Origin of the sequence: Streptomyces laurentii, from assembly GCF_040635425.1 — a bacterium.
Classification (GTDB): domain Bacteria; phylum Actinomycetota; class Actinomycetes; order Streptomycetales; family Streptomycetaceae; genus Streptomyces; species Streptomyces laurentii.
Window position 1 is genome coordinate 606 of sequence record NZ_JBEYHT010000053.1, and the last position, 24587, is coordinate 25192.

The following is a 24587-nucleotide window of genomic DNA, read 5'->3' on the forward strand; positions in this document are numbered from 1 at the left end:
CGTGGCGGTGACAGCCGTGGTGGTGGTTTCCGTCGTGACGACAACCGTGGCGGTGACAGCCGTGGTGGTGGTTTCCGTCGTGACGACAACCGTGGCGGTGACAGCCGTGGTGGTGGTTTCCGTCGTGACGACAACCGTGGCGGCGGCTTCCGTCGTGACGACAACCGCGGTGGGGACAGCCGTGGTGGTGGTTTCCGTCGCGATGACAACCGCGGTGGGGACAGCCGTGGTGGCGGCTTCCGTCGTGACGACCGTCCGTCGTTCCGTCGTGATGACCGTCAGGACGACCGGGGCGGTTTCCGTCGCGATGACCGTCGTGACGACCGTCCCTCGTTCCGTCGTGACGACAACCGTGGCGGCGACAGCCGCGGCCGTGACGACCGTCCGTCGTTCCGTCGTGACGACAACCGTGGCGGCGACAGCCGCGGCCGTGACGACCGTCCGTCGTTCCGTCGTGATGACCGTCAGGACGACCGGGGCGGTTTCCGCCGTGACGACCGTGGCGGCGACAGCCGTGGTGGCGGCTTCCGCCGTGACGACCGTCCGTCGTTCCGTCGTGATGACCGGCAGGACGACCGGGGCGGTTTCCGCCGTGACGACCGCCCGTCGTTCCGTCGCGACGAGCGTCGGGATGAGCGTCCCTCGTTCCGTCGCGACGAGCGTCCGTCGTTCCGTCGTGATGACCGTCAGGACGACCGGGGCGGTTTCCGTCGCGATGACCGTCGTGACGACCGTCCGTCGTTCCGTCGTGACGACAACCGTGGCGGCGACAGCCGCGGCCGTGACGAGCGTCCGTCGTTCCGTCGTGATGACCGGCAGGACGACCGCGGTGGTTTCCGTCGTGACGACCGTCGCGACGAGCGGCCCCGTGGGCCGCGTCGTGAGGACGACCGGCGTGGCGGCGGCGGGTTCCGTGGGCGGGACGACCGTCGGGACGGCGGCGACCGCGGCGGCTTCCGCGGCGGTCCGCGCCGTGACGACAACCGCGGCGGTGGCTACCGCGACGACCGGGGCAACGATCGTCCGCCGGTCAAGCGTCTGCCGATCCCCCCGGAGGTCACCGGTGACGAGATCGACCCGGACGTGCGTCAGGAGCTGATGAGCCTGCCCAAGACGCTGGCCGAGGACGTCGCCCGCAACCTGGTCATGGTCGCCCAGCTCATCGACGAGGACCCGGAGAGGGCGTACGACTACTCCCGGATCGCGCTGCGGCTCGCCTCCCGTGTCGCCGCCGTCCGCGAGGCCGCCGGCTTCGCCGCGTACGCGACGCAGAAGTACTCCGAGGCGCTGGCCGAGTTCCGTGCCGCGCGGCGGATGACCGGCAGCGTCGAGCTGTGGCCCGTCATGGCGGACTGCGAGCGCGGCCTCGGCCGTCCGGAGCGGGCGCTGGCGATGGCCGGCGAGCCCGAGGTGCAGAAGCTGGACCGGGCCGGACAGGTCGAGATGCGGCTCGTCGCCGCCGGCGCCCGCCGGGACATGGACCAGCTCGACGCGGCCATCGTGACCCTGCAGAGCCCCGAGCTGGCTTCCAGCGCCCACCACCCGTGGACCGCCCGTCTGCGCTACGCCTACGCCGACGCGCTGCTCGCGGCCGGCCGTGAGCAGGAAGCGCGCGAGTGGTTCGCGAAGGCGGTGGAGGCCGACAAGGACGGTTCCACGGACGCCTCCGACCGGCTCGCCGAGATGGACGGAGTCGAGTTCGTCGACGCGCTCGACGAGTCGGACGACGAGGAGCCGGCCGCCGCCGACGCCACGGCGGACGAAGACGAGGACGAGGACACGGCCGAGCTCGCCGACGAGGCGGACGAAGCGGACGAGGCCCCCAAGGCCGACGAGGACGACAAGAACTGACGTCCCTCGCGGATACGCGCGCATGAATGAAGGGCGGCACCCCGAGGGGTGCCGCCCTTCGGCGTATCAGGGGTCAGTCGAGCGCCAGACTCCGCAGCACCAGACCCGTCGCCGGCTTCGGCCCGAACGAGGTCGACTTCCGGGGCATGGTGACGCCCTGCCGGGCCAGGTCCCGGACGACCTCCTCCTTCACCGGGTGCATGAGGACCGCCGTACCGCCGCGCCGCTCCGCCTGGGCGACGGCGGCGGCCGTGTCGTGGATGTACGCGATGTCCTCCGGGGCGTCCGGGATGTGCCACACGTGCTCCAGGAGGGTGGCGTGCAGGACCGTGGCGTCCAGCGTGCGCCAGGCCTCCGGGCGGTCGGTGCGGATCGTGCGGGCGAGCAGCTCCGGGTCGGGCCGGTCGAGGAGGTGGAAGGCGCCGTCGCCGGCGAGGACGAAGGCGTTGCCCTCGGCGGCGGCCGCGGCCAGCGCCTCTTGGGCGGCGGACAGCGGGCCGTCGATCCGGGTGACCCGGAAGCCGTCGCCGAGCGCGGCCAGGGCGTTCGCGACCGGCAGCCGCTGGAGCAGCCGGTGGATGGCGCGGACCCGCAAGGGGTAGCGCGCGGTGTCGACGAGCAGCACCAGGCCGAGGCCCCAGGGGCCGGGCTCGGCGTGTTCGTCGCGCAGCCGCAGATACGTCGCCCAGCGGTGGTGGCCGTCGGCGATGAGGGCCTGGTGGCGGGCGAGTTCGGTGTCGATGGTGGCGAGGTCGGCCGGGTCGGTGACCGCCCAGAGACTGTGCCGGAAGCCGTCCTCGGTGGTCGTGGAGAGCAGTGGTTCGGTCGCGGCCACCCGGTCGACGACCGCGGCCGCGCCGTCGCCCTCACCGCGGTAGGTGAGCAGCAGCGGGTCCAGATTGGCGGCGGTGGAGCGCATCAGGGCGGCCCGGTCCTCGACGACGTGCGGCATGACGTCCTCGTGCGGGAGGACGATGCCTTCGGCGGGCTCGGAGAGCGCGAGGGCGCCGATCAGGCCGCGCTGGAGGAGGCCGTCGCCGCGCTGCTCGTACACGTACAGGGCGGGCTCGGGGTCCGGGGCGAGGATGCCGTCGGCGATCCAGCGGTCCAGGGTGACCGCGGCCTTGCGGTGCCGGGTGCCGGCGGTGATGGCCTGCGGCAGGATCAGCCGCACGATGTTGTGGGGGTCGGCGGACTCCAGATGCAGCAGTCCGTCGGGCCGGACGATGACGTCGTACGGCGGGGAGGTCACGGCGGCCAGGCTGCCGACCCGCTCGGGGACGTATCTGAGGCCCCGGAAGGGGCTCAGCCGGAGACCGGGGGCGCGGACGTCGTCGGCCGCGTGACCTGAGGTGTTCATCTCGACATCGTAGGCGGTGGCCATGAGCGATGATCGGGAGAGCGGGGATTTCGCCCAGGGATTTGAGGAGTACATGACGATGACGGGAAGCGGCCGGGGCCGGCGCGACAGGAATCGGCCGGACGGCAGCGCGGTCGCGCTGAGCGAGGCGTACGACACGGCGCTGCTCGACCTGGACGGAGTCGTGTACTACGCGGGCGGGCACGCCATCGCCCACGCGGTCGAGGCGCTGGGCGCGGCCCGGGCCGGCGGGATGCGTCTCGCGTACGTCACCAACAACGCGCTGCGCACCCCCGACACCGTTGCGGCGCACCTGACGGAGCTCGGGGTGCCCTCCGAGCCGTCCGACGTGATCACCTCCGCGCAGGCGGTGGCCCGGCTGGCGGCCGACGAGGTGCCGCCCGGCTCGCGGGTCCTGGTGATCGGCGGCGAGGGACTGCGGGTGGCGCTGCGCGAGCGCGGCCTGGTGCCGGTGGAGTCGGCGGACGACGGCCCGGTCGCCGTGGTGCAGGGGTACGGCGGGCCGGAGCTGCCGTGGGGGCGGTTCGCGGAGGCGAGTTACGCGGTGGGGCGCGGGCTGCCCTGGTACGCCTCGAACACCGACCGGACCATTCCGAGCGCCCGCGGGATCGGGCCGGGGAACGGCGCGGCGGTGGAGGTCGTCCGGATCGCCACGGGTGCGGAGCCGAAGGTGGCGGGCAAGCCGCTGCCCCCGATGCACCGGGAGACCGTGCTGCGGACCGGGGCCGAGCGGCCGCTGGTGGTCGGCGACCGGCTGGACACGGACATCGAGGGGGCGTTCAACGGCGGCGTGGACTCGCTGCTCGTGCTCACCGGCGTGACGGATGTGGCGCTGCTGCTCGCGGCGGTGCCCGAGCACCGGCCGACGTACGTGGCGGCGGACCTGCGCGGGCTGCTCGTGCCGCAACCGGAGGTGACCGAGACGGCGGGCGCCGACGGTGCCGCGTTCGCGTGCGGGGGCTGGACCGCGTCGGTGAGCGGGGGAGCGCTGCTCCTCGACGGTGAGGTCGAGGGCGACGGCCTGGACCCGCTGGACGGGGTACGGGCGCTGTGCGCCGCCGCGTGGACCGACGCCGGCGCCGGGGCGTGCGGGCTGGACGCGGGCAAGGCGCTGGAGCGGCTCGGGCTCGCGTGACGCGCCGGGGGTGAGGTGAGGGGTGCGGGCCCCGGCTCGGAGACCGCACCCCCACCCCCAAGGCAGGGTAGGCTAACCTAACTTCGTGTTGGTCGAGAGTTCCTCCCGTACGAGCGCGGAGCCGGTTCCCCCTGCCCCGACGCCCCCGCGCCGCACCGCTCTGCGGGCGGCCGGACTGGCCGCGGCCGTCGCCGTCCTGCTGCTGGTCTGCGTCCTGAGCATCATGATCGGCGCCAAACCGGTGCCGCTCGCCGACGTCTGGCACGGCCTGTTCCACTCCACCGGGGCCGGCAACGACATCGTCATCCGCGACGTCCGCGTCCCCCGCACCCTGCTCGGTCTGCTCGTCGGCCTGGCCCTCGGCTTGTCCGGCGCCGTCATGCAGGGGCTGACCCGCAATCCGCTCGCCGAGCCCGGCCTGCTCGGCGTCAACGCCGGTGCCGCCGCGGCCGTCGTGTCCGCGATCTCCTTCCTCGGTGTCACGGACGCCGACGCGTACGTGTGGTTCGCGTTCGCGGGCGCCGCCGTCGTCTCCGTCGCCGTGTACGTCCTCGGCGGCAGCCGCAGCGCCACGCCCGTGCGGCTCGCGCTCGCCGGCACCGCGGCCACCGCCGCCCTCTACGGCTACGTCAACGCCGTACAGCTGCTGGACTCCGCGGCCCTGGACCGGCTGCGCTTCTGGACCGTCGGCTCGCTCGCCTCCGCGAACACGGACACCGTCGTCCGCGTCGCCCCCTTCATCCTCGTCGGCGCCGTCCTCGCGCTGCTCATCGCACGGCCCCTGAACGCCATGGAGCTGGGCGACGACACCGCCCGCGCGCTGGGCGCTCACCTCAACCGGACCCGGGTCGTCGCCATGGTGGCCGTCACCCTGATGTGCGGCGCGGCGACCGCCGCCTGCGGCCCGATCGTGTTCCTCGGCCTGATGGTCCCGTACCTCGTCCGGGCGCTCACCGGCCCCGACATGCGCTGGATCCTGCCGTACGCCGCCGTGCTCTCGCCGGTCCTGCTGCTCGGCGCCGACGTCATCGGGCGGGTCGTCACCCGGCCCGCCGAACTCCAGGTCGGCATCATGACGGCGCTCCTCGGCGGCCCCGTCTTCATCCATCTCGTCCGCCGCAAGAGGATGGCCCGGCTGTGACCACCAAGACGCTGCGCTCGGCCACCGGCGGCCTGTCCGTCCGGTACGCGCCGCGCACCCTCGCCTGCCTGCTCGGCCTGCTGCTGCTCGCCCTCGCCGCCGCGGTCGTGCTCATCGGCAGCGGCGACTTCCCCGTCGCGCCCGGCGACGTCGTCGCCACCCTGCTCGGCGGCGGCACGGAGGTGCAGCGGTTCGCCGTCATGGACCTGCGGCTGCCGCGCGTCCTCGTCGCCGTCTTCACCGGCGCGGCGCTCGGCGTCGGCGGCGCGGTCTTCCAGTCCCTCTCCCGCAACCCGCTCGGCAGCCCCGACGTCATCGGCTTCGGCCAGGGCTCCGCCGTCGGCGCGCTCATCGTCATCGTCCTCTTCCAGGGCGGCACGTGGGCGGCGGCGGGCGGCTCGATCGTCGGCGGACTCGTCACCGGCGTCGTGATCTACCTGCTCGCCTGGAAGCGCGGGGTGCACGGCTACCGGCTCGTGCTCGTCGGCATCGGCGCCGCCGCCATGCTCACCGCCGTCATCCACTACCTCCTCACCAAGGCCCAGCTCGCCGACGCGACCCGGGCCGTGGTGTGGATGACCGGATCGCTCGACGGGCGCGACTGGGCGCACTTCTGGCCGCTGTTCGGCGTCAGCTGCGTGCTGCTGCCGCTGGTCCTCGGGCACGGCCGGGCGCTGCGGATGCTGGAGATGGGCGACGACGCCGCGTACGCGCTCGGGGTACCGGTCGAACGGACCCGGCTCCTGCTGATGGGCGCGGCGGTGCTGCTGGTGGCCGTCGCCACGGCCGCCGCCGGACCGATCGTCTTCGTCTCGCTCAGCGCCCCGCAGCTGGCCCGCCGGCTGACCCGCGCGCCCGGGCCGAACCTGGCGGCGTCCGCGCTCATGGGCACGGCGCTGCTGCTCGTCGCCGACTGGACCGCCACGCACGCGTTCGGGGAGCGACAGCTGCCGGTGGGCGTGGTCACCGGCGTCCTCGGCGGCTGCTACCTGCTGTGGCTGCTCGTCAGCGAACGGAAGGCGGGACGCATATGACCATCCGGAACATCGTCGACGGCGGAGGCAGCGCGAGCATGGGCACGGACGACCAGGGCCAGGGCCAGGGGTACGGGGCGGGGGAGGGGGCGGCGCGGCTGCGCGCCGACGCGGTCACGCTCGCGTACGACCAGCGGGTCATCGCCCGCGACCTGAGCGTCGAGATCCCCGACCGCTCCTTCACCGTGATCGTCGGCCCCAACGCGTGCGGCAAGTCCACCCTGCTGCGCGCCCTGTCACGGATGCTGAAGCCCACGCGGGGGCGGGTGCTGCTGGACGGGCAGGCCATCCACACGATGCCGGCGAAGAAGGTCGCCCGCACGCTCGGACTGCTGCCGCAGTCCTCCCTCGCGCCGGACGGCATCACCGTCGCCGACCTGGTCGCCCGGGGCCGCTACCCGCACCAGGGGCTGCTGCGCCAGTGGTCGCCCGAGGACGAGCGGATCGTCGAGGAGTCGATGGCCGCGACCGGCGTCGACGCTCTGGCCGGGCGGTACGTCGACGAGCTGTCCGGCGGTCAGCGCCAGCGGGTCTGGATCGCCATGGCACTGGCCCAGCAGACGCCGTTGCTGCTGCTCGACGAGCCGACGACCTTCCTCGACATCCAGCACCAGATCGACGTCCTCGACCTGTGCGCCGAACTCCACGAGAACCAGGGCCGCACGCTCGTCGCCGTGCTCCACGACCTCAATCACGCGGCCCGGTACGCCACCCATCTCATCGCCTGCCGGGACGGCGAGGTCGTCGCCGGGGGTCCGCCGCGCGAGGTCGTCACGGCCGCCATGGTCGAGCACGTCTTCGGGCTGCGCTGCCAGGTCATCGAGGACCCGGAGACGGGCACCCCGCTCGTCGTGCCGGCCGCCCGCCGGGCGCGGCCGGCGCTGAAAGTCTGAACCTGAGCCTGACCTTGAGATCCGAGAGGCGATGACTGGGCACATGCCTACCGGTCGGGCATATGTCGGGAATCTGCCCTCGGCGGGGCCTTCTACAGCAGCGACCGCAGGCGCAGCAGATCACGGAAACCCGCCTCCAGGCCCACCCGGCCCGAGGCCCAGGCCCGCGCGAAGTCCAGCCGGCCGTCGACCATCGCGACCAGGTCGTCGCCGGTCATCCGCAGCCGGATCTGCGCCTTGTCACGGGGAGCTCCCGGCGCCGTGCCGTCGACCTCGATCCGGCCGCCCGCCAGTCGGCCCGTGAACGTGGTGTCCAGGTCGGTGAGGTGGCAGCTCAGGGTGCGGTCGAGGGCGGAGGCCCCGCGCGCCGTACCGTTCGCGCGCGAAAGACTGTCCGAAAGCCTGCTCAGTGCCGTACGGCACTCCATGATCGTCGCCATCGCCGTCGACCGTACCCCAGCGTGTTCGCGGTAGCGTCGGGGCATGAGCGACGCGACCCCCGAAGCCCCGCGCACGGCGGAGCCCGCCGCCCCGGACCGGCCGGGTGACGCCCCGTACGAGGGCCCGCCCGAAGGTCCGCGTGAGGAGACCGGCGACCCGAACGAGGCCGCCGCGGCCGCGCCCCTCGGGGTCGTACGGACCCCCACCGGGCGGCCCGCCGTCGACACGCTGCTCGACCGGCTCGCCGCCGCGGACCACCTCACGGCGGACGGACACCTCGGCGTGTACGAGGATGTACACCGGGGCCTGCGTGCCGAGCTCACCGCGCTCGACACACCGCCGGCCCCCGCACCACCCCGTCCGTACGACAACAGGAGCTGAACCGAACGTGGCAGGACCGGCACGCCGCCGTCTCGACGCCGAGCTGGTACGGCGCAAACTCGCGCGCTCGCGCGAGCACGCCAGCCAGCTGATCGCCGCGGGCCGGGTGACCGTCGGCAAGACCGTCGCCACCAAGCCCGCCACCCAGGTCGAGACCGCGGCGGCCATCGTCGTCGCCGCCGACGACAGCGACCCCGACTACGTCTCGCGCGGCGGCCACAAGCTCGCCGGCGCCTTCGCCGCGTTCGTGCCCCAGGGGCTGCGCGTCGAAGGCCGGCGCGCCCTCGACGCCGGCGCGTCCACCGGCGGTTTCACCGACGTGCTGCTGCGCGCCGGCGCCGCCCACGTCGTCGCCGTCGACGTCGGCTACGGACAGCTCGCCTGGTCGCTGCAGAGCGACGAACGGGTCACCGTCAAGGACCGCACCAACGTCCGCGAGATGACCCTCGACGACATCGACGGCATCCCCGCCGACCTCGTCGTCGGCGACCTGTCCTTCATCCCGCTCGGGCTCGTCCTGCCCGCCCTCGTCTCCTGCACCGCCCCCGACGCCGACCTGGTCCTCATGGTCAAGCCGCAGTTCGAGGTCGGCAAGGAACGGCTCGGTACCGGCGGCGTCGTCCGCAGCACCGAGCTGCGCGCCGACGCCGTGAAGAACGTCGCCCGGCGGGCCGGCGAACTCGGGCTCGGCGTCCTCGGCGTCACCGCCAGCCCGTTGCCCGGCCCGTCCGGCAACGTCGAGTACTTTCTGTGGCTGCGGGCCGGGGGGCCCGCCCTCGATCCCGCGGACGTCGACCGCGCCGTGGCGGAAGGACCTCGTTGACCACACCCTCGAACACAGCGACCGGAAACACCCGCGATCCCCGTGGTGACCACCACGACCACGACCGGGACCGCGCACCCGCCCGTACCGTCTTCCTGCTCGCCCACACCGGCCGGCCCGCCGCCGTACGCAGCGCCGAACTCGTCGTCCTCGGCCTGCTGCGCTGCGGCATCGGCGTCCGCGTCCTCGAAGCCGAGGCCGCCGATCTGCCGCTGCCGCCCTCCGTCGAACGTGTGGCCGAAGGCTGCCCCGACCCCCTCGACGGCTGCGAACTCCTCGTCGTCCTCGGCGGCGACGGCACCCTCCTGCGCGGCGCCGAACTCTCCCGCGCCTCCGGCGTGCCGATGCTCGGCGTCAACCTGGGCCGCGTCGGCTTCCTCGCCGAAGCCGAACGCGACGACCTCGACAAGGTCGTCGACCGGGTCGTCACCCGCGCGTACGAGGTCGAGGAACGGATGACCCTCGACGTCGCCGTCTACCAGAACGGCGACGTCCTGCACCGCGACTGGGCGCTCAACGAGGCCGCCGTGCAGAAGGTGTCCCCGGAACGCATGCTGGAGGTCGTCCTCGCGATCGACGGCCGTCCCGTGACCGGCTTCGGCTGCGACGGGGTGATCTGCGCGACGCCGACCGGCTCCACCGCGTACGCCTTCTCCGCCGGCGGGCCGGTCATCTGGCCCGAGGTCGAAGCGCTCCTCATGGTGCCGATCGGCGCGCACGCCCTGTTCGCCAAGCCGCTCGTCACCACCCCCGACTCCGTCCTCGCCGTCGAGGTCGAACCGCACACCCCGCACGGCGTGCTCTGGTGCGACGGGCGCCGCACGGTCGAGCTCCCGGCCGGCGCGCGCGTCGAGGTCCGGCGCGGCGCCGTACCGGTCCGGCTCGCCCGGCTGCACCACGCGTCCTTCACGGACCGGCTGGTGGCGAAGTTCGCGCTGCCGGTGTCCGGGTGGAGGGGCGGGTCGCAGCGCTGAGCCGGACTTCTGGAGGGCGGTGCCGTGGCGGGCGCCGCCCTTTGGCGTTTTCGGGGGTGCGGGTCATGGGCCCCCGTCCGCCGGTGGGGGAGCCGAGGGGGCAGGTGCGGCCGTCAATCACGAGGGCGGTGGCCACTCCCTCGGGCCGTGCTTCCTGGCGTACGAGGAAGAGGGCGGGGTGGAGTGGCCTCGGCCGGTGCCGTGGGTGGTGCGGGCGGGGCTGCGTGGCATCGGGTGGGGAAAACCTCGTATGGTCATGGGCGTGCTGGAGGAGATGCGGATACGGTCACTCGGAGTCATCGACGACGCTGTCGTCGAGCTGTCGCCCGGTTTCACCGCGGTGACGGGCGAGACCGGTGCGGGCAAGACGATGGTCGTGACGAGTCTCGGGCTGTTGCTCGGCGGGCGCGCCGACCCCGCCCTGGTGCGGATCGGCGCCGGGGCCGCCGTGGTCGAGGGGCGCATCGCGCTGCCCCCGGGCGCGCAGGTCGCCGTGCGCGCCGAGGAGGCGGGGGCCGCGCTCGACGAGGGCGCGCTGCTGGTCACCCGTACCGTCTCCGCCGAGGGGCGTTCCCGCGCCCATCTCGGCGGCCGGAGCGTGCCCGTCGGGCTGCTGGCCGAACTCGCCGACGAACTCGTCGCCGTGCACGGCCAGACCGACCAGCAGGGCCTGCTCAAGCCGGCCCGGCAGCGGGGCGCGCTCGACCGGTACGCGGGCGAGGCGGTCGCCGGGCCGCTGGCCGTGTACGGGGCCGCGTACCGGCGGCTGCGGGCCGTCACCACCGAGCTGGAGGAGATCACCACCCGGGCCCGGGAGCGGGCGCAGGAGGCCGATCTGCTGCGCTTCGGGCTCGGTGAGATCGAGGCGGTGGAGCCGCGCGCCGGCGAGGACGTCGAACTGGCCGCCGAGGCCGAGCGGCTCGGCCACGCCGAGGCCCTGGCCTCCGCCGCCGCCCTCGCGCACGCGGCGCTCGCCGGGCAGCCCGAGGACCCGGAGGCCGTGGACGCCACGACGCTCGTCGCGGGCGCGGGCCGGGCCCTGGAGGCCGTACGGTCGCACGACCCGGCGCTCGACGCGCTCGCCGAACGGATGGGCGAGATCTCCATCCTGCTCTCCGACGTGGCCGGCGAACTCGCCGGATACGCCGACGACCTGGACGCCGACCCGCGGCGGCTCGCCGCCGTCGAGGAGCGGCGCGCGGCGCTCACCCAGCTCACCCGCAAGTACGGCGAGGACGTCGCCGCCGTCCTCGCCTGGGCGGAGCGGAGCGGCGCCCGGCTCGCCGAGCTCGACGGCGACGACGAGCGGATCGACGAACTGACCGCCGAACGCGACCGGCTGCGCGACGAGCTGTCGGTGCTCGCCCAGCGCCTCACCGACGCGCGGACCGAGGCGGCCGACCGGTTCGCCGGAGCCGTCACCGCCGAGCTGGCCTCGCTCGCCATGCCGCACGCCCGGGTCTCGTTCGCCCTCGGGCAGACCGAGGACCCCGAGGGCGTCGAGGTCGGCGGCCGCCGGGTCGCCTACGGGCCGGCCGGCGCCGACGAGGTCGAACTGCTTCTCGCGCCGCACCCCGGTGCCCCGCCGCGGCCGATCGCCAAGGGCGCCTCGGGCGGCGAGCTGTCCCGGGTGATGCTGGCGGTCGAGGTCGTCTTCGCCGGTACGGACCCGGTGCCCACGTACCTGTTCGACGAGGTCGACGCGGGCGTCGGCGGCAAGGCGGCGGTCGAGATCGGCCGCCGGCTCGCCAAGCTGGCGAAGACCGCGCAGGTCGTCGTCGTCACCCACCTCCCGCAGGTGGCGGCCTTCGCCGACCGTCAGCTGCTCGTCGAGAAGACCAACGACGGTTCCGTCACCCGCTCCGGTGTCACCGTCCTGGAAGGCGAGGACCGGGTGCGCGAGCTGTCCCGGATGCTCGCCGGGCAGGAGGACTCGGAGACCGCGCGGGCGCACGCCGAGGAACTGCTCGCCACGGCGCGGACGGCGGGCGCCTGATGCGACTGCCGTACCGAGCCGGGCGGGCCGTCCGGTTCGCCGCCGCGTTCGCCGCGACCCGTGCCGCGCACCGGGCGATGAGCCCCCGGCCGCCCGGCGATCCGGCGAGCTGGGAGCACACCAACCACGCCGGCCGCACCGTCTCCGCGCTGGCCGGCGCCGCCGCGGCCGGCGGTACGGCCCTCGCCGCCCTGCCGGTGGTGCCCGCCGTGGTCGCCACCGCCGCCGGGGCCGTCTGCGGGCGGTACGACGATCTGCGCGGGGACGAACGGCGCGGGTTCCGGGCGCATCTGACGGCGCTGCGGGGCGGCGAGGTGACCAGCGGGGCCGTCAAGCTGATCGGCGTCGCCACCGCCGGGCTGGTGGCCGGGGCGCTGCTGAAGGAGCGGCCCGTCGACAAGATCCTCGCCGGGGTCGTCGTCGCGGGCACCGCGCACCTGGTCAACCTGGTCGACGTCCGGCCAGGGCGGGCCGGCCTGCTGGTCCTGGGTCTCGGTGCGCCGGGGCTGCTGCGCGGCTCGCTCGCCGCCGCGCCGATGGGCGCCGCGGCCGCGGTCCTCGCCGACGACCTGGGCGAACGCGGCATGCTCGGGGACATGGGGGCGCACGCGCTCGGGGCCGCCCTGGGCAGCGCGATCGCCGCCGCCAACGGGCGGTTCGGGCTCGCCGCCCACGCGGCCGGGCTGGTCGCGGCCGCGGCGTACGGCGACCGGATCAGCGAGGTCGCACGCACGCTCGACTTCACTCGTGTGAGTGAATCCGAGGCCTGAGTTACGGCGGCGGACCCGGCCAGGCAGCCTCTTCGGTGCCGGAACGCGCGTACGGACTGGCATCCTTGGGCGCGTGACTCAGCTCCGTACGGTCCAAGTGCTGGGCGGCGGCAGCGCGGGAAGCGGCGCGCACGTCAGATCACTCGCCTCGGGGCTGGTGGCGCGAGGTGTGCGGGTGACCGTGTGCGCGCCGCCCGGGCTCGACCATGCCTACGACTTCCTGGGCGCCGGCGCGGACGTCGTCCCGGTGCCGAGCGTCGCCGCGCTGCGCAACGCGTGCATCGGCGCCGACGTCGTCCACGCGCACGGCCTCAACGCCTCGGTACGGGCCGCGCTCGCGCTGTCCGGCACCCCCGAGCCCGCCACCCCGCTCGTGACCACCTGGCACACCCGCGGTCACGCCGAGGGCGCCCGCGCCGGGCTCGTACGGATGCTGGAACGGCGGACCGTACGGGCGGCGGCCGTCGTGCTCGGCACCTCCTCCGAGCTCGTCGACCGGGCCCGGCGGCGCGGCGCCCGGGACGCCCGGCTCGCGCCCGTGACCATACCTGCCGCACACGCCCCGGTCTGTCTGCACGACGGCAAGGCGCGGGCCGAACTCGGCGCCGTGGACCGGCCGTTGCTGATGGCCGTCGGCGCGCTGCGGCCCGGGCGCGGCTATCGGACACTGCTCGACGCGGCCCGGGTCTGGCGCGATCTCGACCCGCAGCCGCTGCTCGTCATCGCGGGGGAGGGGCCCGAACGGGCCGGACTGCAGCGGCGGATCGAGACGGAGGGCCTCGCCGTGCGGCTCCTCGGCCGCCGCACCGACATCGCCGAACTCCTCGCCGCCGCCGACGTCGCCGTCCTTCCGTCCCGGTGGGAGGCCCGCTCGATGCTGGCCCAGGAGGCGCTGCGGCTCGGCGTGCCGCTCGTCGCCACGGCCGTCGGCGGCGTGCCCGAACTGGTCGGCGACGCGGCCGAGTTGGTCCCGTACGGCGACGCCGCCGCGCTCGCCGGCACCGTCCGCGGCCTCCTCGACGACACCGACCGGCGCCTCGACCTGGCGGCGGCGGGACGGGTGCAGGCGCGCGGCTGGCCGACGGAGGACGAGACGATCGCGCACGTCCTGAGCGTGTACGACGAGCTCACCGGCCGCTGAGACGGGCGCGAATGAGACGGACGCGAACTCGGGCCTGGGGCCGCCGGGTTCGCGCCCGCCTCAGGCGGCCCGCAGGAGCCGTTCCGTCCGTTCGAGGTAGCCGTGCAGCGCCTCGCGGGAGCGCTGGAGCGTGTCGATGGACTGGTCGATGCCGTCCAGCCGGGTGCGCAGGAAGTCGAGCAGCTCGTCGCAGGGCGCCAGATCGGGGCCCGTGCCCGTCGCGCACGGCAGCAGATAGGCGATGTCCTCGGTCGACAGGCCGGCCGCGAGCAGCCGCCTGATCCGGCGCACGGTCGCCACGGCGTCCTCCCCGTAGGCGCGGTACCCGGAGGGCGCGCGCTCCGGGTGCAGCAGGCCCTGGGCCTCGTAGTAGCGCAGCTGGTGCGTGCGCACGCCGGTCCGCCGGCTCAACTCCCCGATCCGCATGGCCGTTTCCCCTCGTCCCCGGATTCTCCGCTTGACCTTCATACCGGTGTGAACGTTCAGGATCGTGCCACGGCCCCTTCGGGCGACCACCCTTTTTCGGAAGGAGCTGACCCATGCCCCAGCACGACACCACCCCCGTTCCCGTCACGGTCCTCGGCCTCGGCCTGATGGGCCGGGCCCTGGCCGCGGCGCTCCTGGCCGCCGGGCATCCCGTGACCGTGTGGAACCGCACGCCGGCCAAGGCGGCGGAACTCGCCGGGCGGGGCGCCGTCGCCGCCGCATCGGTGACCGAGGCCGTCGCGGCGAGCGGGCTCGTGATCGTCTGCGTCTCGGACTACGCGGCCGTCCGCACCCTCCTCGGTCCCGCCGCCCCGGCCCTGGCGGGCCGCACCCTGGTCAACCTCACCTCGGGCACCTCGGAGGAGGCCCGCGAGACCGCCGCGTGGGCGGCGGAGCGGGGCGCCGCCGCGTATCTGGACGGGGCGATCCTGACCGTTCCGCAGGGCATCGGCACCGCGGACGCGGCGCTCCTGTTCAGCGGGCCGCGCGCATCGTTCGACACGTACGGGCCGGCGCTGCGCGCGCTCGGCGGGGGAGCCGAGCACCTCGGGGCGGACCACGGCCTGGCGGCCCTGTACGACGTCGCCATGCTCGGCCTCATGTGGAGCGTCCTCAACGGCTTCCTCCAGGGGGCCGCCCTGCTCGGCGCCGCGGGGGTGGACGCCGCCGCGTTCGAGAAGGTCGCCGGGCCGGGCGTGGGCACCGTCGCCGGCTGGCTGGCCGGGTACGCGCGGCAGATCGACGAGGGCGCCTTCCCGGGCGACGACGCCGGCCTCGACACGCACGTCGCCGCCATGGACCACCTCGTCCACGAGAGCGAGGCCCTCGGCGTCAGCACCGAACTGCCGCGCCTCGTCCGGGAGACGGCGGCGCGGGCGATGGCGGACGGGCGGGGCGGCGAGGGCTACGCGACGCTGATCCGGTACTTCCGCAGGCCGTGAACCGCCGCGCGGACGCCCGGCCGGCCCCGGCCCGTCAGCCGGTGTGCCGCCGGGCCCGCAGCGCCAGGCTCAGGGCCAGGACGGTCTGCGGGTCGTCGAGGTCGGTGCCGAGGAGTTCGGAGATGCGAGCCAGCCGGTTGTAGAGGGTCTGGCGGTTGAGATGCAGCTCGCGGGCGGTCTCGGCCTTGCGGCCCGCGTGCGCGAGATACGTCTCCAGGGTGGGCAGCAGCGGCGGCCGCGAGGTGCGGTCGTGATCGCGCAGCGGGCCGATCGCGCGGTCCACGAAGGCCGCGAGGTCCGGATGGTCCCGCAGCCGCCACAGCAGCAGGTCCGTGTCCAGGCGCCGGGCGTCGTACCACGGCTGGTCCGACAGGCCCTGGGCCGCCGTCGCCGTCTCGGCCGCGTGCCGCAGCCCCGCCGAGGCCGCCGCCCAGCCGCCCGCGACCCCCACCACCACGACCGGCGGATGGACGCCCGCGCGCTCCAGACCGGCCCGCTCGACCCCGGCCCGCAGCGCCGCCGCGACCCGATCCGCGACCGCCGTACGCTCCGACTCCGCGCGCAGCCCGAGCAGCAGCGGCACCCGGCCCTCCACCGGACGCACCCCGAGCAGCACCGGCACCCCGATGGTCCCGAGCTCCTCCAGGACGGCGCGGGCCAGCAGCGCCCAGTTGCCCGACGCGGACAACTCCGAGGCCAGCCGCATCACGACCGGCAGGAGCGGGCCGTCGCCCGGCCGGAAACCCAGTACCCGGGCCTGGGCGGGGGCGTCCTCGGCCGACACCCGGCCCTCGGCGAGGTCGGTCAGGAAGTCGCCCCGGCCGCGCGCGGCCAGCTCCTCCTCCTGCCGGGCCTGCATGAGGACGACGGCGATCAGCCCGGCGGCCCGCTCGGCCGCCATCCGGTGCACCGGCGTCATGGGGGAGGAGACGGCGAGCAGCACCAGCCGGGCGCGTACGGACGAGGTCCCCGGCCCGCCGCCCGGCACGTCCACGAGGACCGCGCCCGTCGGCGGCCCGGACTCGCGCGCCGCCCGCTGCCCGCGCAGCCCCTCCCACACCTGGAGCGGGTCGGCGGGCGCGGACCCGGTGCCCGCCGCGTACAGCAGCTGGCCGTCCGGGGTCTCCAGGAACACCGGGTTGAGCGAGAAGTCCGCGAGGATGCGCAGCACCTGCGGGATCCCGCCGCCGCCGAGCAGCGCCTCGGTGCAGGTGCGGTGGACCTCGCCGGCCCGGCGCAGCAGGGCGTAGTGGCCGTTGACGATCTCGGTGTGGATCTCCTCCGTCACGGCGACGAAGGCGACCTCGCGGTGCAGCTGGACGAGGGGCAGCCCGGCCGTCCTGGCCGCCTCGACGACGGTGGCCGGCAGCCGGCTGAACCGCGAGCCCAGTTCCACCACGAGCGCGGCGATGCCCCGATCGGCGAGCCGCCGGACGAACGCCCGCTGCTCGGCCGGCCGGGTACCGAGCCCGAGGCCGGTGGTGAGCAGCAGTTCCCCGCCCTTGAGCAGCGAGGCGATGTTCGACGTCTCGCCCGCGTGCACCCAGCGCACCGTACGGTGCAGTCGGTCGGCGCCCGCCACGACCTCCGGAAGACCGCCGCGCAGCCCCGGAAGTTCCAGCGCCCGCTGCACGGTGATCCCGCCCTGACTCTCCATGGAGCCGGACGCTACCCGGGGTTCCCCGCCGCGTCACGTCTCGGATGTGTCTCGACATGCGCAGGTCAGAAGCAGGTCAGGGGTGGTTCCGGCCTCTGTCGGCTGTGTGTCAGGCCCGGAACAGGCCCGGGTCGGGGGCCGGCGCGATGTTGTGGTTGAAGCGGAAGACGTTGTCGGGGTCGTACAGGGCCTTCACCCGGGCCAGCCGCCGGTGGTTGTCCTCGCCGAAGCCCCGGACCACCCGCTGCTCGCCCTCGGTGCCGATGAAGTTCAGATAGACGGCGCCGGTCGACCACGGCCGCACGGCGGCGCGGACGTCCTTCACCCACTGGATCCCTCGCTCGTCGTCGGCCGCATCGGCCCACACCCCGAACGGGTGGACCGCCCAGGCCGCCGACCGCCAGCCGATCGGCGATCCGGCCGGGTCGTCGGCCATCCGCCCGCCCATCGGGAACAGCACGTGCTGGGTGCCCGAGGGCACGATCATCCCGGCCGACTGGGCGCAGAACGCGTCCACGGCGGCGTCCGGGAACTCCGCCAGATACTCGGCCGACCAGTAGTTCCGCATCCCGGGCGGGTCGTCCAGCATGCACTGGAAGTCGGCGTACGGGACGGCCATGGCCACCTCCACCGACGGCCCGAGGGCGAACAGCGGCGCGGCGAACGCGCGGGCGTCGGCGGCCGGGCCCGCCCAGGTCACCAGGGTGGCGCAGACCAGCGTGCCCTGGATCTCCTCGGGCACGAACGGCTCGGGCGGCGCGACGAGGTAGATCCCGCCGCCGCCGGCCTCGCCGGGCGCGTCCGCGAGCAGGTCCCGGTACGCCCGGAGGACCTCGGGGCCCTTCTCCGGCGGGAAGAACAGCAGCACGAAGCCGAACTCCGGCAGCGGATGCACCCGCAGGGTCATCGAGGTGACGACCCCGAAGTTCCCGCCGCCTCCGTGCAGCGCCCAGAACAGTTCGGGGTTCTCGGTGGCGTCCGCGTGCACATGCCCGCCCTCGGCCGTCACCAGCTCCACGGCCAGCAGGTTGTCGCAGGCCAGCCCGTACTTCCGCTCCAGCCAGCCGGATCCGCCGCCCAGGACGAACCCGCCGGCCCCGGTGGTGGACGCCCGCCCGCCGGTCACGGCCACGTGGAACGGTTCGCAGGCCCGGTCCAGATCGCCGATCGTGGCCCCGCCCGCGATCCGTACCGTCATGTGCTCGGGGTCCGCGACCACCTGGCGCATCCGCCGCAGATCCACCACCAGCGCGCCGTCGCCGAGGGCCGTACCGGCCACGCTGTGTCCGCCGCCGCGCACCGCGATCGGCAGACCGGCCTCCCGGCCGAAGACCACCGCGTTGGCGACGTCCTCCGGCGTCTCGCACTGGGCGATGACCGCCGGCTGCCGGTCGACCATCGCGTTGAAGACGATCCGGGCCTCGTCGTAGCCCGGATCGCCCGGTACACGCACCTGCCCGGCGAGGTCCTCGCGCAGGGCGTCGAGAGCGACGGCGGAAGCACTGGTCCGGGGAGCCATGGGATGCCCCCCTTTCGTACGGGGGGACAGGACCCTTTCATCGTAGATCCGGCCCCCGCGCGCCGCGTGTCGAACGGCCGTCAGCCGCCGTACGCGCCCGAGGCGGTCAGCCGCAGGGCCGTGTCGATCAACGGGACGTGGCTGAACGCCTGGGGGAAGTTGCCCACCTGGCGCTGGAGCCGGGCGTCCCATTCCTCGGCGAGCAGGCCCAGGTCGTTGCGGAGCGACAGCAGCCGCTCGAAGAGCTTGCGGGCCTCGTCGACCCGGCCGATCATCGCCAGGTCGTCGGCCAGCCAGAACGAGCAGGCCAGGAACGCGCCCTCGTCGCCCTCCAGACCGTCCACGCCCGCCTCCTCGCCGGCGGTCGGGTAGCGCAGGACGAAGCCGTCCTCCGTGGCCAGCTCGCGCTGGATCGCCTCGATCGTGCCGATGACCCGCTTGTCGTCCGGCGGCAGGAAGCCCATCTGCGGGATCAGCAGCAGCGAGGCGTCCAGCTCCCGCGAGCCGTACGACTGGGTGAAGGTGTTGCGTTCCGGGTCGTAGCCCTTCTCGCACACGTCCCGGTGGATCTCGTCGCGCAGCGCGCGCCAGCGCTCCAGCGGGCCGTCGGCGTCGCCGGACTCGATCAGCTTGATCGTGCGGTCGACCGCCACCCAGGCCATGACCTTGGAGTGGGTGAAGTGGCGGCGCGGGCCGCGGACCTCCCAGATGCCCTCGTCGGGCTCGTTCCAGTGGGTCTCCAGGTACTGGATCAGCTTGATCTGGAGGAGGGAGGCGTAGTCGTTGCGGGACAGGCCGGTCATATGCGCCAGGTGGAGGGCCTCGGTGACCTCGCCGTACACGTCGAGCTGGAGCTGGCCCGCCGCGCCGTTGCCGATCCGGACGGGGCCGGAGTTCTCGTAGCCCGGCAGCCAGTCCAGCTCCGCCTCGCCGAGCTCGCGCTCGCCGGCGATGCCGTACATGATCTGGAGGTTCTCCGGGTCGCCCGCGACCGCGCGCAGCAGCCAGTCCCGCCAGGCGCGGGCCTCCTCGCGGTAGCCGGTGCGCAGCATGGAGGAGAGGGTGATCGCCGCGTCCCGCAGCCAGGTGTAGCGGTAGTCCCAGTTGCGGACGCCGCCGATCTCCTCGGGCAGGGAGGTGGTCGGCGCGGCGACGATGCCGCCGGTCGGCGCGTACGTGAGCGCCTTCAGGGTGATCAGCGAGCGGACCACCGCCTCCCGGTAGGGGCCGTGGTACGTGCAGTGCTCGACCCACTCGCGCCAGAACTCGGCCGTCGCCTCCAGCGAGCCCTCCGGGTCCGGCAGCGCCGGCGGCTCCTTGTGGGAGGGCTGCCAGGAGAGCGTGAAGGCGACCTTCTCGCCCGGGGTGACGGTGAAGTCGGAGTACGTGGTGAGGTCGCGGCCGTGCGTCTCGGCGGCCGTGTCGAACCAGACCGAGTCCGGGCCGGCGACGGCCACCGTGCGGTCGCCGACCTTGTGCACCCACGGCACCACCCGGCCGTAGCTGAACCGCATCCGCAGGCTGGAGCGCACCGCCACCCGGCCGCTGATCCCCTCGACGATCCGGATCAGCTGCGGGGTGTCCTCGCGAGGGGGCATGAAGTCGGTCACCCGGATGGTGCCGCGCGGGGTGTCCCACTCGGATTCCAGGATGAGCGAGTCGCCCAGATAGCGGCGGCGGTCGGCGGAGGCCGCGGGTGTCCCCTCGGTACCGGCCGGCCCGATCCGCCAGAGCCCGTGTTCCTCGGTGCCGAGCAGCCCGGCGAACACGGCGTGCGAATCGAAGCGGGGCAGGCAGAGCCAGTCGACACTGCCGTCCCGGCAGACCAGGGCGGCGGTCTGCATGTCTCCGATGAGTGCGTAATCCTCGATGCGCCCGGCCACGTGCTTTCACTCCAGACAGAACGGCCACGTCCGCCACCCCGCGCAGCGGGGCGCCGACGACAGGTCAGACGGCAGGTCAGCGGTCAAGGGACCGTTGACGGGGTCTTGATTACCAGATTGGGGGCACCGCCCAGGCGACGTTCCAGGAAAGGAGACGGGGCGACGCGCTGCCCGGCAGGCCCGGCGGTGCGTTTCCGAGCAGGATATGGCGGGTCCGGCGACCGGCGGGGCCGGGCGGACAGGGTGCCGGGGCGATCGGCGGGACTGCTCCGATCGGGTGAACGGTCTTGACTGTGGGCGCCGGACGGGGGCGGGCGGGCGACGCGCGACGCGCGCTCCCGCCTCCGGCCGGCGGGCCCGGCCGTCCCGGACCGCGCCCGCGAGGGTCCCGTACGGCATCCGTCCTGTCTCCGCGTCACGATCGGCATCGCGCCGGTTCCACTCCCTTCCCTCGGTCGCCGCGCCGTCCGGACCACGCTCTTCCGGCGCCCGGACCACGCGCTTCACGCGCGCGTACGGTGTGCTTCCCGTGCCCGTTCCGCGCCGCTTCCGTCCTCCGCGCGCCGGCGCGTCGCGGACCGTGCGCGCCCGACTCCCCCGTGTGGCCGGAAGCGGTCTCCCGATGTCGCTGATACCCTGGTACCCCGTGGACCGGTGGGAAACGGCAACAGCCGAGGACACCGAAACCGCAGCGACGGCGACCCCCGATTCTTCCGGAGGCAACGCCGGTACGCACCTCCAGAACGCGACCCACGGGAGCCCCCTCTTGGCGATGCCGCCCAAAAACACGACGACCAAGCACATCTTCGTCACCGGGGGTGTCGCCTCCTCCCTCGGCAAGGGCCTGACCGCCTCCAGCCTGGGCGCGCTTCTCAAGGCCCGGGGCCTGCGGGTCACGATGCAGAAGCTCGACCCCTACCTGAACGTCGACCCGGGCACGATGAACCCCTTCCAGCACGGTGAGGTGTTCGTCACCAACGACGGCGCCGAGACCGACCTGGACATCGGCCACTACGAGCGCTTCCTCGACGTCGACCTCGACGGCTCGGCCAACGTCACCACCGGCCAGGTCTACTCGCAGGTCATCGCCAAGGAGCGGCGCGGCGAGTACCTCGGTGACACCGTGCAGGTCATCCCGCACATCACCAACGAGATCAAGTCCCGCATCCGCCGCATGGCGACCGACGACGTCGACGTCGTCATCACCGAGGTCGGCGGCACGGTCGGCGACATCGAGTCGCTGCCGTTCCTGGAGACCGTCCGTCAGGTCCGCCACGAGGTCGGCCGCGACAACGTCTTCGTCGTGCACATCTCGCTGCTGCCCTACATCGGCCCCTCCGGCGAGCTGAAGACCAAGCCGACCCAGCACTCGGTCGCCGCCCTGCGCAACATCGGCATCCAGCCGGACGCCATCGTGCTGCGCGCCGACCGCGAGGTCCCCACCGCCATCAAGCGCAAGATCTCGCTGATGTGCGACGTCGACGAGGCCGCGGTCGTCGCCGCGATCGACGCCCCGTCGATCTACGACATCCCGAAGGTGCTGCACACCGAGGGCCTGGACGCCTACGTCGTCCGCAAGCTCGACCTGCCGTTCCGCGACGTGGACTGGACCGTCTGGGAGGACCTCCTGGACCGCGTCCACAACCCGGAGCACGAGGTCACCGTCGCGCTCGTCGGCAAGTACATCGACCTGCCCGACGCCTACCTGTCGGTCACCGAGGCCATGCGCGCCGGCGGCTTCGCCAACCGCGCCCGGGTCAAGGTCAAGTGGGTCCCCTCCGACGAGTGCAAGACCCAGGCCGGCGCCGAGAAGCACCTCGGCGACGTCGACGGCATCCTGATCCCCGGCGGCTTCGGCGACCGCGGTGTGGCCGGCAAGGTCGGCGCGATCCGCTACGCCCGCGAGAACAAGGTCCCGCTGCTCGGCATCTGCCTGGGCCTCCAGTGCATCGTGATCGAGGCCGCGCGCAACCTGGCCGACATCCCCGAGGCCAACTCCACCGAGTTCGACCCGGCCACCGCGCACCCCGTCGTCTCGACGATGGAGGAGCAGCTGGCGTACGTCGAGGGCGCGGGCGACCTGGGCGGCACCATGCGTCTCGGTCTCTACCCGGCGAAGCTCGCCGAGGGCTCCGTCGTGCGCGAGGCCTACGCCGACGAGCCGTACGTCGAGGAGCGCCACCGTCACCGCTACGAGGTGAACAACGCGTACCGCGCGGAGCTGGAGAAGAAGGCCGGTCTGGTCTTCTCCGGCACCTCCCCGGACAACAAGCTCGTCGAGTTCGTCGAGTACCCGCGCGACATCCACCCCTACCTGGTCGCCACCCAGGCGCACCCGGAGCTCAAGTCCCGCCCGACCCGCCCCCACCCGCTGTTCGCGGGCCTGGTGAAGGCGGCCGTCGAGCGCAAGACGGGGAAGCCGGCCAAGTAAGCGCCGGGCGTTACCGTTGCCGGGGTGCGGGTCCCTTTCCGGGGGTCCGCGCCCCGGCTTTCGTCTGCGGCCACGCGTGCGGCTCCCGTACGCGGGCCGCGCATGTCACGCGGACATCTGGAAGGACTACCGATGCAGGTGCAGGACACCCCGGAGGAGTGGCGGATCACCGCCACCGCCACCCCGTTCACCGGAAACAAGACGAGTGTCCGCACGGACGACGTGGTCATGCCGGACGGCAGGGTCGCCCGCCGCGACTACCAGGTGCACCCCGGTTCGGTCGCGGTCCTCGCCCTCGACGAGCAGGACCGGGTCCTGCTGCTCAAGCAGTACCGGCACCCGGTGCGGCAGAAGCTGTGGGAGATCCCGGCCGGCCTGCTCGACGTGCCCGGCGAGAACCCGCTGCACGCCGCGCAGCGCGAGCTGTACGAGGAGGCGCACGTCAAGGCCGAGGACTGGCGGGTCCTCACCGACGTCTACACCACCCCGGGCGGCTGCGACGAGGCCGTGCGGATCTTCCTGGCCCGCGGCCTGTCCGAGGCGGACGGCGAGCGCTTCGAGGTCTCCGAGGAGGAGGCCGACATGGAGTACGCGCGCGTGCCGCTCGCCGAGCTGGTGCGCGGTGTGCTCGCCGGCGAGCTGCACAACAACTGCCTGGTCGTCGGTGTCCTCTCGCTGGCGGCGGCCCGCGCGGCCGACGCTCTCGACACCCTGCGCCCGGCGGACGCGCCCTGGCCGGCCCGGCCCTTCGAGGCGTAGCGAGGCCCCTGGTGAACGGCCTGTCCAGGGACCGGCGGCGAGGTTTTCCGCGTTCCCTGTCCCTGGACGCGGTGGACCACGGCGGACAGGCCGGTCCGCTGCTCAAGCTCCCCGGCAGGACGGGGGAGGTCAGGCGGCCTGGCCGGCGGTGCGGCGGACGTCCCGGGCGGCGAGGGCGATCATGACGGCGGGGACGAGGATGTCGGCCGCGAGGATGCCGCCGGTGTTCCCGGCGGCGTGGTCGCCGTGGGCGAACCACTGGTGGACGTGGCCGATCGCGGCTCCCCACAGGAACGCGGCGGCCGCCAGCCCGCTGGTAAGACGCTCGCGGGGCGAGGCGGACGCACCGCGGAAACCCAGCACGGCGAGGCCGAGGTTGGTGAAGGCGATCTCGAACTGGAACGGCGAGTGGGCGAAGCCGATGGCGTCGGCCATGCCCTCGGGGTCCGCCAGGAACGAGACGGTGATCCACAGGCTTCCGACACCAAGGGCGCCCACGGCCCACCAGCGCTGCCAGATCTCGGCCGCCGGCCGGCCCGGGCCGCGACGGCGGCAGCTCAGCATCGCTCCGAGAGCGGGCACGATCATGAAGAGCAGTGGGAAGGTGGTCTGAACGGCATAGGGGAAGTTGCCCATGAGCTGAGTGTGCGTCGCGTCCCCGCTCGCCGAGAGTCCAGAGAGGCCAGAGGGCCCAGAGGGTTCAGAGAGGCCAAGCCGTGCGACGCGGCTCCGGCCCCGGCCCCGCGCCGTCCCCGGCCCCGGGTGACGCCGTTGCCCTCCGTCCGGCCCTGTCCGTACGGCCGTACGGGGCGGCCCTTCACCCTGTACCAGTCTGACAATCTGCTGATCCGATTGAGGGATCCACCCGCCGCGCTCCGCCCGGTCCACCACCCGGGCTGAACTACGCTCGGGATCGCCCGTGCGGAGCCCCCGCGGGCAGTCGTGCGCAG

Annotated in this window: 21 protein-coding genes and 1 pseudogene; 15 read left to right on the forward strand and 7 right to left on the reverse strand. The window is 74.0% G+C overall.

What is annotated here, in order from left to right:
* Together ABZ693_RS27245 and ABZ693_RS27250 are read left to right on the forward strand one after the other, a co-directional pair.
* A pseudogene (locus ABZ693_RS27245) lies at positions 1-681 on the forward strand (hypothetical protein); the annotation flags it as partial.
* A 357-nt stretch (positions 682-1038) separates the two neighbouring features.
* Positions 1039-1851, forward strand: a complete 813-nt coding sequence (locus ABZ693_RS27250; protein ID WP_359882457.1) for a tetratricopeptide repeat protein — start codon at positions 1039-1041, stop codon at positions 1849-1851.
* A 73-nt stretch (positions 1852-1924) separates the two neighbouring features.
* Here ABZ693_RS27250 and ABZ693_RS27255 read toward each other — a convergent pair whose 3' ends face one another.
* The gene (locus ABZ693_RS27255; protein WP_359882348.1) at positions 1925-3211 is read right to left on the reverse strand and encodes a DUF1015 family protein; all 1287 of its coding nucleotides are present in this window, start codon (positions 3209-3211) and stop codon (positions 1925-1927) included.
* Between the two features lie 79 nt (positions 3212-3290).
* Between ABZ693_RS27255 and ABZ693_RS27260 the strand changes: the two genes are divergently transcribed.
* The 4 genes from ABZ693_RS27260 (at position 3291) to ABZ693_RS27275 (ending at position 7435) form a co-directional block, all read left to right on the forward strand.
* A complete protein-coding gene (locus tag ABZ693_RS27260) occupies positions 3291-4367 on the forward strand; it encodes an HAD hydrolase-like protein (RefSeq protein ID WP_359882460.1) in 1077 nt (358 codons plus the stop codon).
* Between the two features lie 85 nt (positions 4368-4452).
* On the forward strand, positions 4453-5508 hold the full coding sequence (locus ABZ693_RS27265) for a FecCD family ABC transporter permease (protein WP_435842557.1): 1056 nt from the start codon (positions 4453-4455) through the stop codon (positions 5506-5508).
* Positions 5505-6542 carry a FecCD family ABC transporter permease gene (locus tag ABZ693_RS27270; RefSeq protein ID WP_435842558.1) on the forward strand — a complete coding sequence of 346 codons (1038 nt, stop codon included), beginning with the start codon at positions 5505-5507 and terminating at the stop codon, positions 6540-6542. Before ABZ693_RS27265 ends, ABZ693_RS27270 begins: the two co-directional genes overlap by 4 nt.
* A gap of 38 nt (positions 6543-6580) precedes the next feature.
* Positions 6581-7435 carry an ABC transporter ATP-binding protein gene (locus ABZ693_RS27275; protein ID WP_359882467.1) on the forward strand — a complete coding sequence of 285 codons (855 nt, stop codon included), beginning with the start codon at positions 6581-6583 and terminating at the stop codon, positions 7433-7435.
* 92 nt (positions 7436-7527) lie between these two features.
* On the opposite strand, the gene ABZ693_RS27280 is transcribed toward ABZ693_RS27275, so the two are convergent.
* A complete protein-coding gene (locus ABZ693_RS27280; RefSeq protein ID WP_359882351.1) occupies positions 7528-7875 on the reverse strand; it encodes an SCP2 sterol-binding domain-containing protein in 348 nt (115 codons plus the stop codon).
* Between the two features lie 43 nt (positions 7876-7918).
* Here ABZ693_RS27280 and ABZ693_RS27285 point away from each other — a divergent pair, with 43 nt between their 5' ends.
* The 6 genes from ABZ693_RS27285 to ABZ693_RS27310 all read left to right on the forward strand — a co-directional run bounded on the left by ABZ693_RS27285 (position 7919) and on the right by ABZ693_RS27310 (position 13961).
* Complete coding sequence (locus ABZ693_RS27285) at positions 7919-8257, forward strand: hypothetical protein (protein WP_359882353.1); 339 nt, start codon at positions 7919-7921, stop codon at positions 8255-8257.
* A gap of 7 nt (positions 8258-8264) precedes the next feature.
* A complete protein-coding gene (locus tag ABZ693_RS27290; RefSeq protein WP_359882355.1) occupies positions 8265-9080 on the forward strand; it encodes a TlyA family RNA methyltransferase in 816 nt (271 codons plus the stop codon).
* Complete coding sequence (locus ABZ693_RS27295) at positions 9077-10054, forward strand: NAD kinase (protein WP_359882357.1); 978 nt, start codon at positions 9077-9079, stop codon at positions 10052-10054. The genes ABZ693_RS27290 and ABZ693_RS27295 overlap by 4 nt, the downstream gene beginning before the upstream one ends.
* A gap of 250 nt (positions 10055-10304) precedes the next feature.
* Positions 10305-12050 (forward strand): DNA repair protein RecN, encoded by a 1746-nt coding sequence (recN, locus tag ABZ693_RS27300; RefSeq protein WP_359882360.1) that lies wholly within the window; start codon positions 10305-10307, stop codon positions 12048-12050.
* Complete coding sequence (locus tag ABZ693_RS27305; RefSeq protein WP_359882362.1) at positions 12050-12820, forward strand: hypothetical protein; 771 nt, start codon at positions 12050-12052, stop codon at positions 12818-12820. Before recN ends, ABZ693_RS27305 begins: the two co-directional genes overlap by 1 nt.
* A gap of 73 nt (positions 12821-12893) precedes the next feature.
* Positions 12894-13961 (forward strand): glycosyltransferase family 4 protein, encoded by a 1068-nt coding sequence (locus ABZ693_RS27310; protein ID WP_359882365.1) that lies wholly within the window; start codon positions 12894-12896, stop codon positions 13959-13961.
* Positions 13962-14021: 60 nt separating this feature from the next.
* On the opposite strand, the gene ABZ693_RS27315 is transcribed toward ABZ693_RS27310, so the two are convergent.
* A complete protein-coding gene (locus ABZ693_RS27315) occupies positions 14022-14387 on the reverse strand; it encodes a MerR family transcriptional regulator (RefSeq protein WP_359882368.1) in 366 nt (121 codons plus the stop codon).
* A gap of 113 nt (positions 14388-14500) precedes the next feature.
* Here ABZ693_RS27315 and ABZ693_RS27320 point away from each other — a divergent pair, with 113 nt between their 5' ends.
* Positions 14501-15388: an NAD(P)-dependent oxidoreductase gene (locus tag ABZ693_RS27320; RefSeq protein WP_359882370.1), complete on the forward strand. Its 888-nt coding sequence runs from the start codon at positions 14501-14503 to the stop codon at positions 15386-15388.
* A gap of 34 nt (positions 15389-15422) precedes the next feature.
* Here ABZ693_RS27320 and ABZ693_RS27325 read toward each other — a convergent pair whose 3' ends face one another.
* The 3 genes from ABZ693_RS27325 to ABZ693_RS27335 all read right to left on the reverse strand — a co-directional run bounded on the left by ABZ693_RS27325 (position 15423) and on the right by ABZ693_RS27335 (position 20447).
* Positions 15423-17045 (reverse strand): PucR family transcriptional regulator, encoded by a 1623-nt coding sequence (locus ABZ693_RS27325; protein ID WP_359882373.1) that lies wholly within the window; start codon positions 17043-17045, stop codon positions 15423-15425.
* A gap of 109 nt (positions 17046-17154) precedes the next feature.
* Complete coding sequence (locus ABZ693_RS27330) at positions 17155-18564, reverse strand: FAD-binding protein (RefSeq protein ID WP_359882375.1); 1410 nt, start codon at positions 18562-18564, stop codon at positions 17155-17157.
* A gap of 80 nt (positions 18565-18644) precedes the next feature.
* Positions 18645-20447 (reverse strand): glycoside hydrolase family 15 protein, encoded by a 1803-nt coding sequence (locus ABZ693_RS27335; RefSeq protein WP_359882377.1) that lies wholly within the window; start codon positions 20445-20447, stop codon positions 18645-18647.
* A 772-nt stretch (positions 20448-21219) separates the two neighbouring features.
* On the opposite strand from ABZ693_RS27335, the gene pyrG reads away from it, so the two are divergent.
* Entirely contained in the window at positions 21220-22878 is a 1659-nt protein-coding gene (gene pyrG, locus ABZ693_RS27340) for a CTP synthase (protein ID WP_359882379.1), read from the forward strand.
* A gap of 132 nt (positions 22879-23010) precedes the next feature.
* On the forward strand, positions 23011-23637 hold the full coding sequence (locus ABZ693_RS27345) for an NUDIX domain-containing protein (RefSeq protein WP_359882382.1): 627 nt from the start codon (positions 23011-23013) through the stop codon (positions 23635-23637).
* A gap of 129 nt (positions 23638-23766) precedes the next feature.
* Here ABZ693_RS27345 and ABZ693_RS27350 read toward each other — a convergent pair whose 3' ends face one another.
* Positions 23767-24273, reverse strand: a complete 507-nt coding sequence (locus tag ABZ693_RS27350) for a DUF6790 family protein (protein ID WP_359882385.1) — start codon at positions 24271-24273, stop codon at positions 23767-23769.
* Positions 24274-24587 lie beyond the last annotated feature (314 nt).

Coding starts and splice junctions, on each gene's coding strand:
- ABZ693_RS27255 (WP_359882348.1), bottom strand. CDS start 3,211: ATGAACACCTCAGGTCACGCGGCCGACGACGTCCGCGCCCCCGGTCTC.
- ABZ693_RS27260 (WP_359882460.1), top strand. CDS start 3,291: ATGACGGGAAGCGGCCGGGGCCGGCGCGACAGGAATCGGCCGGACGGC.
- ABZ693_RS27275 (WP_359882467.1), top strand. CDS start 6,581: ATGGGCACGGACGACCAGGGCCAGGGCCAGGGGTACGGGGCGGGGGAG.
- ABZ693_RS27280 (WP_359882351.1), bottom strand. CDS start 7,875: ATGGCGACGATCATGGAGTGCCGTACGGCACTGAGCAGGCTTTCGGAC.
- ABZ693_RS27285 (WP_359882353.1), top strand. CDS start 7,919: ATGAGCGACGCGACCCCCGAAGCCCCGCGCACGGCGGAGCCCGCCGCC.
- recN (WP_359882360.1), top strand. CDS start 10,305: ATGGTCATGGGCGTGCTGGAGGAGATGCGGATACGGTCACTCGGAGTC.
- ABZ693_RS27305 (WP_359882362.1), top strand. CDS start 12,050: ATGCGACTGCCGTACCGAGCCGGGCGGGCCGTCCGGTTCGCCGCCGCG.
- ABZ693_RS27315 (WP_359882368.1), bottom strand. CDS start 14,387: ATGCGGATCGGGGAGTTGAGCCGGCGGACCGGCGTGCGCACGCACCAG.
- ABZ693_RS27320 (WP_359882370.1), top strand. CDS start 14,501: ATGCCCCAGCACGACACCACCCCCGTTCCCGTCACGGTCCTCGGCCTC.
- ABZ693_RS27325 (WP_359882373.1), bottom strand. CDS start 17,045: ATGGAGAGTCAGGGCGGGATCACCGTGCAGCGGGCGCTGGAACTTCCG.
- ABZ693_RS27330 (WP_359882375.1), bottom strand. CDS start 18,564: ATGGCTCCCCGGACCAGTGCTTCCGCCGTCGCTCTCGACGCCCTGCGC.
- pyrG (WP_359882379.1), top strand. CDS start 21,220: ATGCCGCCCAAAAACACGACGACCAAGCACATCTTCGTCACCGGGGGT.
- ABZ693_RS27345 (WP_359882382.1), top strand. CDS start 23,011: ATGCAGGTGCAGGACACCCCGGAGGAGTGGCGGATCACCGCCACCGCC.
- ABZ693_RS27350 (WP_359882385.1), bottom strand. CDS start 24,273: ATGGGCAACTTCCCCTATGCCGTTCAGACCACCTTCCCACTGCTCTTC.